This is a genomic window from Gemmatimonadota bacterium, from assembly GCA_026706345.1.
Lineage (GTDB): Bacteria > JAAXHH01 > JAAXHH01 > JAAXHH01 > JAAXHH01 > JAAXHH01.
The window spans coordinates 4,913-15,632 of record JAPOYX010000127.1; the positions used below are offsets into that span (position 1 = coordinate 4,913).

At 58.8% G+C, this 10,720-nt stretch carries 9 protein-coding genes; 2 read left to right on the top strand and 7 right to left on the bottom strand.

Going from position 1 to position 10,720, the window contains the following annotated elements; translation table 11 throughout:
- Window positions 1-165: 165 nt before the first annotated feature.
- The 6 genes from OXG98_08260 to OXG98_08285 form a co-directional block, all read right to left on the bottom strand.
- A complete protein-coding gene (locus OXG98_08260) occupies window positions 166-1,086 on the bottom strand; it encodes a phosphotransferase (protein MCY3771998.1) in 921 nt (306 codons plus the stop codon).
- A gap of 161 nt (window positions 1,087-1,247) precedes the next feature.
- The gene (locus tag OXG98_08265; protein ID MCY3771999.1) at window positions 1,248-2,120 is read right to left on the bottom strand and encodes an MBL fold metallo-hydrolase; all 873 of its coding nucleotides are present in this window, start codon (window positions 2,118-2,120) and stop codon (window positions 1,248-1,250) included.
- A 20-nt stretch (window positions 2,121-2,140) separates the two neighbouring features.
- On the bottom strand, window positions 2,141-4,537 hold the full coding sequence (locus OXG98_08270; protein MCY3772000.1) for an ABC transporter permease: 2,397 nt from the start codon (window positions 4,535-4,537) through the stop codon (window positions 2,141-2,143).
- A 163-nt stretch (window positions 4,538-4,700) separates the two neighbouring features.
- Window positions 4,701-5,255, bottom strand: coding sequence for a DinB family protein (locus OXG98_08275; GenBank protein ID MCY3772001.1), 555 nt, complete (start codon window positions 5,253-5,255; stop codon window positions 4,701-4,703).
- Between the two features lie 54 nt (window positions 5,256-5,309).
- The gene (locus tag OXG98_08280; GenBank protein ID MCY3772002.1) at window positions 5,310-5,705 is read right to left on the bottom strand and encodes a VOC family protein; all 396 of its coding nucleotides are present in this window, start codon (window positions 5,703-5,705) and stop codon (window positions 5,310-5,312) included.
- A gap of 131 nt (window positions 5,706-5,836) precedes the next feature.
- Window positions 5,837-6,652 (bottom strand): ankyrin repeat domain-containing protein, encoded by an 816-nt coding sequence (locus tag OXG98_08285; GenBank protein MCY3772003.1) that lies wholly within the window; start codon window positions 6,650-6,652, stop codon window positions 5,837-5,839.
- A gap of 314 nt (window positions 6,653-6,966) precedes the next feature.
- On the opposite strand from OXG98_08285, the gene OXG98_08290 reads away from it, so the two are divergent.
- Both OXG98_08290 and OXG98_08295 read left to right on the top strand, forming a co-directional pair.
- Window positions 6,967-8,082, top strand: coding sequence for an exo-alpha-sialidase (locus OXG98_08290; protein ID MCY3772004.1), 1,116 nt, complete (start codon window positions 6,967-6,969; stop codon window positions 8,080-8,082).
- Window positions 8,079-8,381, top strand: a complete 303-nt coding sequence (locus OXG98_08295; GenBank protein MCY3772005.1) for a MoaD/ThiS family protein — start codon at window positions 8,079-8,081, stop codon at window positions 8,379-8,381. Before OXG98_08290 ends, OXG98_08295 begins: the two co-directional genes overlap by 4 nt.
- Window positions 8,382-8,394: 13 nt before the next feature.
- Here the strand turns inward: OXG98_08295 and OXG98_08300 are convergent, their stop codons facing one another.
- Window positions 8,395-10,641 (bottom strand): sigma-70 family RNA polymerase sigma factor, encoded by a 2,247-nt coding sequence (locus tag OXG98_08300; protein MCY3772006.1) that lies wholly within the window; start codon window positions 10,639-10,641, stop codon window positions 8,395-8,397.
- Between the last annotated feature and the right edge of the window lie 79 nt (window positions 10,642-10,720).

Genomic DNA, 10,720 nt, shown 5'->3' on the forward strand with positions numbered 1-10,720 from the left:
CTCCGGGACGCTAAAGCCGCCGATTTTTTCTGCCAGTTCATGATCGCGAACTAGCAGAGCTTCCAGCAACGGAGGCCCCATCGAGACCAGTTCTGGACGACCTGTGCTTATTACGTAAGTGATGGCTTTCTCCGCGTTTCAGGAGGTGTACCGAGTGCGCCGGCCTTACGCGATATTTCGAAGATTTGTTCTCAGGTTGGCAAAGTACGCTTTCCACCGCCCGTACTCTTCAAGAACGGTCTCTTCACCCCATCGTTCCGTCCAGTAGGCAACACCATGAATGAACATGAGCATGCGCTCGATATCGAGTGCCTCCGATTCCTCCTCGCTCCACGGAGGTTCGCAGTTTTCCGTGTACCCGTCCAGAAAGGCGGCTTCCACACTTTCCACCGAAAGGCGATACCTGGCCGGTTCACCTAACTGTTTATCGGAACTGGGGTCGAGGTAGTACAGGGTGACGCATACCTCTAATACGCGCCTTCCTTTCACCATATGAGCACAGTCAATGAACCAGAGTTCATCTTCGCAGTCGATGATCATATTCTGCGGACCGGTGTCCATGTGAAGTCCCGTTTCGACCAGGCCGCCGCGCCTGCTTTCGATTGCTTCGACCCAGCGTTCGGTCTCCTCCACGTACTCGAGGAGCTGTTCGTGAAAGATCCTACCCCTGGTTGACGCCCGTTTCTCCCGGACTTCTTCCAGCAACTGGTTGATGGCGAGATGGTTTTGAAACAGGCTTTCCTCGCCGTACAGTTCCGATAATCCGGTTCCGGCACTGTGCAGCCTGCCCAGTTCGCTACCGACCCGGCGGATGTCCGAGGGAATGCCTCTCTGGGGCGATCTCCCTTCGATAAACGGAAAGACCTCCAGGGTCATGCCCTGTTCCGTCGTGGAAACGGTGTCTCCTTCCAGGTTCTTCAACGGCAGAACCGTCCGCACGCCCTGTGCATTCACATGGGCCTGGTACCGGTGTACCTTTTTCAGGCGGTCGATGGATATTCGCCCGGGGTCGGAGGCTCGGAGGACGAGCGATCTGCCGTCATCCTCCGATTCGATCCTGGCCACGCGGGCGAAGTTGCCGCTCATGTCGCAGTACCTCCCGTCCCAGGAGATATCATACTGGCGGCTTAGCCATTCGGGGCCTGGCAACTCGAATACCATACCCATTTGCGCTCCAAATCGGCTTTAGCACCAGAAGTAACGAATGTAATCGGGGCTGTTATGCGTACATCGCAGATGCACGGTACTCAGTTATCCAGACGCAGCCGCAACCGCAACCCGTCATAAGCCACCCGGTAACCGTGTTCCATGGCGTATTCATCCAGCTCGTCGTGCTCCAGGTTCCCTTCATGGGAAAGGTGCGTCGCGTAAACCACGCCGGTGTCTTTGAGCAATCCGCATTCGCGGAAACGATTAGCGTGGGCAGCGACGTCCTTCGAAGCCAGATGGTCTGCGGGCCTGGACTCGAAACCGATTCCGTAGGTGTGATCGAGAATGACCACGTCATACCTGATGCGATTAAGCTGAAGGTGTTCCCAGACCTCTTCGGAGAGCACCGATGTGTCCGTACCATAGAACACGGCATGGTTTCCCCGCACAATTGAATAAAGCAGAAATCCCTGATCATTGCCGTGGTTGGCGGGATATCCTATGATTCGGTAGTCCCCAGCAGCGGAAGCTTGAAAGGGCGTGAGGGATAGAAGTTTCAACTTCAGCGCGGACTGTGTTGCCGATTCGAAAACGGTCCCGTACGCACTCTGTTGACGCACCAGCGCGTCAATGGCTTGCAGTGTCCCATCAGAACCTGCGAGCAGCAAATCGCCCGAGACCTCAGTTCCGTAATCGGCGTGACGGGAGAAGATAAACTCCAGGTCCAGATGGTCTGCGTGGGGGTGCGTCTGAAGGCAGATAGCTATCCGGGCAAGAGAGAGACCGTGTTCGAACGACGCGGTGGCCATGTCAGGACCGATGTCCACCAGCAGATCATCGTTAATCACCAGCGACGATCTACGCCGGAGGTTCTTGCCGCCGACCCTTCTGGCTTTCGAACAGACCTCGCAGACGCAGAAGGGGATCGGCATCGACGGCGCGGCCGCGGTTCCGAGAAAGGTTATGTTCATATGTCAGACTACCTTCACCATCACCCACTCCGCAGTACGTCCGCCAGGTTCGACGTGGCCGTCCTGATGACGTGGTAACCGAGCACGGCCATCACCACCACAAGGCTCAGGACGCCCACCATCGCAAAGGTGTCGGCGCTGATATCGACTCGATAGGCAAATTGCTGCAGCCAGAAACTCAGTCCGTAGTACGCCAGAATCCACCCGATGGCGTTGGCGATGACGATCAGCACGACGAACTCCCTGGACAGCAGGACGAGGACCTGGGAAACCGAGGCGCCCAGGACCTTACGGATGCTGATTTCCCTGATGCGCTGTCCGACGCCGAATGAGGCCAGGCCGACCAGGCCCTGAAGGGCAATGAACGCGGCGATACTGGTGAAGATTCCGCACACCTGGCCGAAGTGGCGATCGGCTTGATACAACCGGTCGAAATCATCCGACATGAAGGAATACCGCAACGGGAACGAAGGGAGAATCGATGCCCAGGTTTCCCGGATGTTGTCTAACGTGTTTTCCAGATTATCAGGGCTCAGCTTCGCCGCTAAAAACGTGGTTCCGTAAGTATAATGGAGTAGTGCCAGGGGCCGGATCGATTGATGTAGTGATTTGACGTGAAAGTCTTTCATAACACCAACCACATCCACTTTGTACTCGTTATTTAGCATGACCTGCCTGCCTATCGCCTCTTCCGGTGTGACCCATCCCAGTGCCCTGGTTGCCGTCTCATTTATAATCACTTTCCCCAAATCCGAATTTGATTGTTCGCCCGTATGGAAGCTGCGGCCGGCAAGCAACTCGATACCCAGCGTCTCGACGAAATCCGACCCGGTTTCGATATATCCAAGGTCGATCCGATGTGCACCGACACCTTCAAAGACTTCCGCGGTCATCGAATGTATAAACCCCTGGCTGCCGGCGACGCCGGGCATCGAGCTGGCATCCGTCACGTTCAGCACGCCGGGATGTTGCAGCAGCGCCTGTTTCAAGACGGGAAAGCTTTCTTCAATGTCGCGAATGCCGCTGGGGATGACTATTACCTGCTCTTTCTCGAAACCCAGTTTGACGTTTCGCAAGAAACCCAGCTGCTGGTGCAGCACCAGGGTGCCGACGATCAGGGCGACTGAAATCGTGCACTGTACCGTGACCAAACCCTTTCGCATGTAGTCCTGCCGGCGATGAACCGGCTGGTTTCCAGTCAGCATGCCGGTCGGTTTTATGGCCGATACGAATACCGCGGGATAGAGACCGGCAAGCAGCCCCACCAGTACGGTCAGCCCGAGCCACGCAATGAAATAGGCGGGATCATCCAGCATCACCAGCGAAAGCTGTTTGCCGGACAGGTCGTTGAACGTGGGAAGGACCAGCCATACGATGATCACCGCCAAAATAGAGGCGCAAAAGGCCTGCAGCATCGTTTCGCCGATGGACTGCTGGATCAGCTCCCATTTTTGCGCGCCGGCCACTTTGCGAAACCCCACTTCCCTGACGCGCACCATCGCGCGCGCGGTCGAAAGGTTGGTGAAATTCACGCTGGTCAACACGATGACGAATCCCGCGACGACCAGCAGGATGGCGACGTAGGTGCTGTCTCCGTTGACGCCCAACTCGTTTTCCAGGTGAGAATGCAGGTGGATGTCGGTAAGCCGCTGTAAATACGGTTCGAAGCTACCTCCTGTAGACTCCAGGAAACCACCCATATGCTTGTCCACGAACGCGGGGAGCTTGTCCTCGAGCAGCGCTCCCGGGTGACCTTCGGTCAGCAGTAGATAGGTGTAGAAATACCGCACACTCCAGCGGATCAGCGCCCTCGGATTGCCTACGAGTGGACTCGTAGACAGGGAGACGAAGTAATCCATTTTGAAATGGGAGTTGTCCGGCATGTCCGCCATTACGCCGGTGACGCGCAGATCGGCGAAACCATGGTCCGCGACGATGACTTTCCCCATGGGGTCTTCGTCCCCGAACATTTTCTGAGCGGTCGATTGGGAAATGACCACGGAGAAAGGATCTTTCAGGGCGGTTTCGGGGTTACCCCTCAGCAGCGGAAACGAGAACAGATCGCAAAGGGTCTCGTCGGCCCAGGCCACGTCGGTTTCATAGAATACCCTGTCCTCGTAGGCCATGAGCCAAATGCCGGCGGTACCCTGAATGCGCAGAAAGCGTTCGACTTCCGGGAATTCTTCCTTCAGCGCCGGACCGAGCAGGGGCTGCGTCTTGACGTCGCTTCCTTCGACGATTCGGTAGATCCGGTCCGCTTTTTCATGATAGCGGTCGTAACTCAACTCGTTCTGAACGTAGAGGAGTATCGATATGGCGCAGGCGAATCCGATGGTCAGTCCCAGGATGTTGTTCAGCGCATAGCTCTTGTACCTGGTGAGATTCCGGACCGCGATGATGAAGTAGTGTTTGAACATGGCGGGACTTGCTAGTGCGCCAGTCGCCAGGGTGCCTGACGAAGCGGATCGATCGGCGGCCAGCGTGAGATACTTCCAGTCCGACGAGAATGCGCGCGCGCCAACCCATCGAGGACGCTACCTGCCCGGCCGCTGACACATCCTGTCGTCCGAACTGCTTATCCTACCCTTCCTGATCGCGACCCTCGGCGGGCTGTCCGCCCCACAGGCTCATGGTATTGACCGGCTTGCCCTGGAGTTTCAGGTAGTAGAAAAGCTGCCCCTTGTGCTGAGCGAGATGCTGTACCATCTCCATCATGCGCTGGCCCAGGGTAAGATCGGTAGGGTCCCAGGGCGCAGGGGCGGGTTCGTTCTGCATTCTTTCCTCGCCGGCCAGACTGAGCATTTCGAATGCCAGTTCCTTGTCCGCCGCGAGCAGGTCCTTTGCTTCCGCCACCGATGTGACGGTGGGCATCGATTCAGCCGGAGGCAACATATCGCCCGGGCCCGTGCCGTCCATGCTGACGCCCTCGGGCATTCCCCAGTCCCCGGTCACGAACACTTTCATCGACATACCGCAGGCTTCGGCCACATGATAAAGCAACTGGCCGGTAGTCATCCAGTTGTCTCCGGACGATGGCTTCCACGCGAGATCTTCCTCCTCGACGAGGTCCATCAATCCCTCGGTTGCGTGGTATGTGTATTTGATTTCACGGGTAAGTAAATCGGTCCAGTTCATAAATTCTCCCTTTTCGTGATCTAACGGTTTTGTTGTGTTGCACGGCGGACCAGGTTACCTCTTGTTTTCTTCATTCAGTTCCACGAGCGCGATATGGTTCCCGCAGGTATCGTCGAAAATGGCCTGGATGCCGAAGTCCTGTTTCGTCGGGTCCACGCTGAACCGGACGCCCAGTTTTTTCAGCCGTTCGTATTCGGCGGCGATGTCGTCCACGGAAAATACGATGCACGGCATCCCCGATTCATAGAGTTCCTTATGATAAACCCGAGCGAACTCGGTTCCCTTGGGTTCGAGCAGGAGGGTTGTGCCGGCGGGTTCCTCGGGGGAGGCGACAATGGCGAGATTGGCCTCGGGTACATACATTACTTCATCAAAACCAAGTACGGCCGTATAAAAGTTGTGCGCCTCATTGGGATCGTTAACAAAGATTCCCGTCATCTCGATTCTCACTATACTCCTCCTTCGGATGCATCAGTTTTGCAATACTTGAAACAATCTGGATTTTGCTCCACGGACGCTACGAAGATTCCGGTTCACGCGCTGGAGAGAACCCCGGCTCACGCACCGGAGAAGATCCCGGCTCACGCGCCGGATCTTCTGAGTACCTCTGCAATGCGTGTCCTGCCTCCTGCCTCCGCGTGATCCAGCGCGGTTTTCCCGGAACCGTCCACGACGTGGATGTCGGCGCCGGCTTCGACAAGCAATTCAGTCACTTCGTGACAGTCGTCGTCCTGCGAAGCGTTCATGATCAGGGGCGTCCGACCTTGGAATTCTCCGGCCAGTGTGTTTCGTGAATTGACGTCGGCGCCGTGGTCGAGCAGCACGCGCACCGATTCCGGCTGATGCTCAGAAGCCCAGTGCAAGGGCTTCCCGCCGTACAGGCCGGTTTCGTCCGCGTCCACCGCCGCACCGGCTGCCAGCAGTACTTCGACCACCTCGACGGATCCGTTGTGGGATGCCCAGTGCAGGGCCGTTTCAAAAATCGGCCCCCTCTGAAAGACGGCCAGCGCATCCCGCTTCGTATGCTCCTCCACGATATCCACCCAGCCGCAACGAGCCGCCATGACGATCCCCACGCCAAGCCCGTTTGTGCCCGCCGCCCGGCCCGGGATATCTTCCAGGAAGTAGCGCTTTACCTCCTCCTGCTTCTTCCAATGCGCCACGATCACCGGGGGATAGTGGTACGGTGCATAGGGATAGACTTCGGCGTCCCGCGCCACGAGTTCCTTCACGATGTCCAGCCTGCCGTGCCCCGCGGCGCAGTGGAGCGGCTGGCGCTCGTTTATGCCGCGCTCGGGATTCACGATGTCGACGAGCCAGGGCCAGGCATCCAGACAACGGATAACCTCGACCAGGTCACCGTCCCGTATAGCTTCGAAATATGCGCCGACGTTCATAGATCGACCCTTGTTTTAGCGCCGGGTACGATGTATCGGGGAAACGGGAACGCGCTGGTTACAAAGTACCGAAAAACAGGCGTTAAAGTACAGCCTGATGACGTGAAACGCCACTGATTTTGGCCAGGCCGGTTTACGCTTTTCGACCAGGGCCTGGTACATGCCTTTGGCGAGACCTGGTATACACTTATCGGTGGTCGGGATGTTGACAGGCTTTCGTCCTGTGTCTACATTTTAATTATCTACATTATTCGATTCTGATCATCATGCTTTACGGATTCATGAGTTATGGCACAGACTTAAAAGGAGCGGACATGGAGAGGGTCAGGGTGCTGGTGGGTACCCGGAAAGGCGCGTTCATCCTTTCTTCGGATGGCGCGCGTGAAGACTGGCATATCGACGGCCCGCATTTCGGCGGCTGGGAGATTTACCACATCAACGGATCCAGGGTTAATCCGGACCGCCTGTACGCTTCCCAGGGCACCGGCTGGTTCGGGCAGTTGCTGCAGCGTTCGGACGACGGTGGCAAGAGCTGGAACCCGGTGAGTAACGAATTCACTTTCGAGGGAGAAGTGGGCACCCATCTTGATTTCGACGACACCCCGCGTCCCTGGGAATTCAAGCGGGTCTGGCACGTCGAGCCTTCGCTTTCCGATCCGGAAACCGTGTTCGCCGGGGTCGAGGACGCGGCGCTTTTCCGTTCCACGGACGGGGGCCAGTCCTGGCATGAACTTGCCGCTCTCAGAAACCATCCATCGAGCGAGGGATGGCATCCCGGTGCGGGCGGCCTGTGCCTGCACACCATCATCCTGGATCAGGGCGACCCGAATCGGTTGATTGTCGCGATTTCCGTGGCAGGAGCATTTCGGTCCCTGGACGGCGGCGGATCCTGGCAGCCGATCAACAAGGGCCTGCATTCCGATTACATGCCCGAGCCCGAGGCGGAGGTGGGTCACTGCGTCCATCGCCTCGCCATGCATCCATCCCGTCCGGATTCGCTGTTCATGCAGAGTCACAGGAACATCATGCGCAGCGACAACGGGGGGGATTCCTGGACCAATGTGAGCGGCGACCTGCCCAGCGATTTCGGATTTCCGATCGGTGTTCACGCCCATGAACCCGAAACGATCTACGTCGTTCCGATGAAGGGTGATTCCGAGCATTACCCGGACGAAGGCCACCTGCGGGTCTATCGGAGTCGGACCGGCGGAAACGAATGGGAACCGCTGTCCTCCGGACTGCCGCAGAAAGACTGCTACGTCAACGTCCTGCGGGATGCCATGGCCGTGGATACGCTCGACGACTGCGGAATATACTTCGGCACCTCGGGAGGAACAGTTTACGTGTCCCCGGACGGAGGTGACCACTGGACAGCCATCGTGCAGAATCTACCGCCGGTGATGTCCGTCGAAGTCCAGACGCTCTCATGATCCGCGTCGTATTGCCCTATCACCTGCGGAATCTGGCGGGATGCCGGGACAAGGAAGTCATCCTGCAGGTCGAGGGCGGGATCGTGACGCAGCGAAAGATCCTGGACGCCCTCGAAGCGCGCTACCCCCAACTAGGCGGTACCGTTCGGGACTACGGGACCGGCGCCCGTCGGCCCCTTGTGCGGTTTTTCGGCTGCGGAAAGGACCTCTCCCTCGACTCGCCCGACGCGCCGGTGCCCGGCTCCATCGCACGGGGTGAGGAGCCCTACCGGATCGTGGGCTCGGTGGCCGGGGGGTAGTGGGCGCCCGGTACTATTTCAACATCTCGGCGATATCGTTATGCCCTGCCTTCTCCGCCCGTGCCAGGGGGGTCGCCCATTCCGCACCGCCGCCCCAGGGATTCGCTCCCCGCTCCAGCAGGAAGGCGGCCAGATCCATGTGTCCCCAGCGCGCCGCCCATCCCAGTGGCGTGGAACACCACTCGTCATCGACGGCCTCGATGGCAGCACCCCGGTCCAGTAACAGGGCGGATTTCTCCACGTCTCCGATCGCGGCCAGCTTGTGCAGGTAGGTCACGCCGTGCCAGTTCGCGTTGTTGGGGTCGGCGCCGTGGTCAAAGAACAGGTTCAGCATTTCGAGGATATCGTCGTGGGGACGCAGGGCGCGCCCGTCCAGCTTCCATCCCTTGCGCCGCCGGAAGGCGTAGCCCATGTAGTTGTTGGCGTACCAAGGGCGGTTCAGTTCGGCGCCCGCTCGGATCAACATTTCGATGATTTCCTTGCGGGCGAACCCGGCCGCCATGCAGAGCACACCGTAGTCGCCGCCGTAGTTGGCCAGACCTGGATCCGCCCCGAGCAGTTCGCCGACGACAGGGATGTCGTCCAGCAGCACGTACATGCTGATATCAGCCGTCGCACCGTGCTGGTACAGCAGGTTGATCATCTCTTCATTCTTCCCCTGGCCCAGGGCCTGTGAAAGGGGAACGCCGCTGGATTCCACCGGGGCATTGGGATCGGCGCCGTGATCGAGCAGGAGTTTCGCCGTTTCCAGGTGATTGCCGGCCACGGCCTCGTACAACGCGTGTCCGCGGGGCGCGTTGTGCTCCGGGGTGTTGGGATCGGCGCCGTGGTCGAGCAGAAGCTGCACGATGTCGGTGTACCCCTGTCCCGCCGCGCTGAACAGCGGTGAGAACCCGCAGGAATCCTGGTCGCCGGCCAGGTTGCGGTCCCGGGCCAGGAGTTCGCGCACGCGCCGTTCGTCCCCCAGGGCGCATGCGACCGTCATGCTGTATTCTGCTCCCCTCGCGATCAGGTACCCGGTCAGCAACGGGTTCAGGCGCCCCCGGGTCTTGCGTGCGCGAAACACGGCCAGGTGCAGGGGTTTGCACCCGTCCCACCTGACGGGATCCGGTTCGGCGCCCTTGTCCAGGAGCAGTGCCGTCATTTCCAGGTTGTATTCTTCCACCGCCACGTGCAGCGGACGGTTGCCGCGTTCATCGCCGGCGTTCACCAGATCGGGGGAACTATCGAAAAACGCGCGGGCTTCCGCTTGGTCGCCCCGGCGAATCACGTCACAGGCGTCCTCGCCCACGGGAGGCGCGTTGTACCTGGCGGCGATGGCCTCCGCCAGAAGCCCCGCGATCTCGTCGTATCCGCGATCCCTCGCCCGTTCGAGTGGAGTTACGTGGTAGTCCAGTCCCGATGCCGTCGCGGGATCGGCATCGTGGCCGAGCAACACGCGAACCACCTCGGTGTGTCCCTCCCTGACGGCGAAGTGCAGCGGCTGGTAATACGCCCAGTTGCAGTTGGCCAGGCCGGGGTCCGCCTTCAACAGGCGCCTGATTCGGGCCAGGTCTCCTTCCGCCGCGGCCAGCAGCATATCCCATACCCTGTTCGGCTCGCCATCCATGAAATGACCTTGCTCGTTCTTAAAATCGGGTCGAATCCATTTCATAACACGGTCTCCGAATGTATCGTCTGTCGAAGGCGCGTAGTGGTTCAGATCTTGAGAAAGGACGCGGAGCAGGCGGGGTTTCAACTTGTTGCGTGCTTCGTAGAGCCGCTTGCGTACCGTGCCCGCCTTCAAGCCCATGAACCCCGCGATTTCAGACGGGGAATAGTCTCCGATATACCTCAGCAGCGTTACTTCTCGCAGCGTCTCCGGCAGCGCCTCTACCGCCTCGCGGATCTTGCCGCTCATGTCTTCGCGCGAGACCTGGTCGAGGGGACTTTCCACGGCCGACTGAATATCGTCCTCCAGGGGCACAAGCAGGTGTTGCTGGCTTCTCCGGTACCGGTAGCATTGCCATTGCACGATGCGCCGCAGCCAGGCCGGAAACGAATCCGGTTCGCGCAGCGCCTTGATGTTCTGCCAGGCGGCGACGAAGCCTTCCTGCGTGGCATCCTCCGCCAGGTGGCGTTCGCCCAGGAGGCTCAGCGCGTAACCGAAGGCCATGTCCTGAAAATAAACCACCAGTTTGCCGAACGCGAGGCCGCGATCCGAGTCGGGTACCGTGACGTCTGCCGAAGTTCGAACACACTGCTTGAGGTCATTAGTCATTCTTAGTCATCTTGGTTACTGTAATAACATGATGTACTTTAGCTTATGAGTCCAAGCTGTAATAAAAAAGTACCAATCA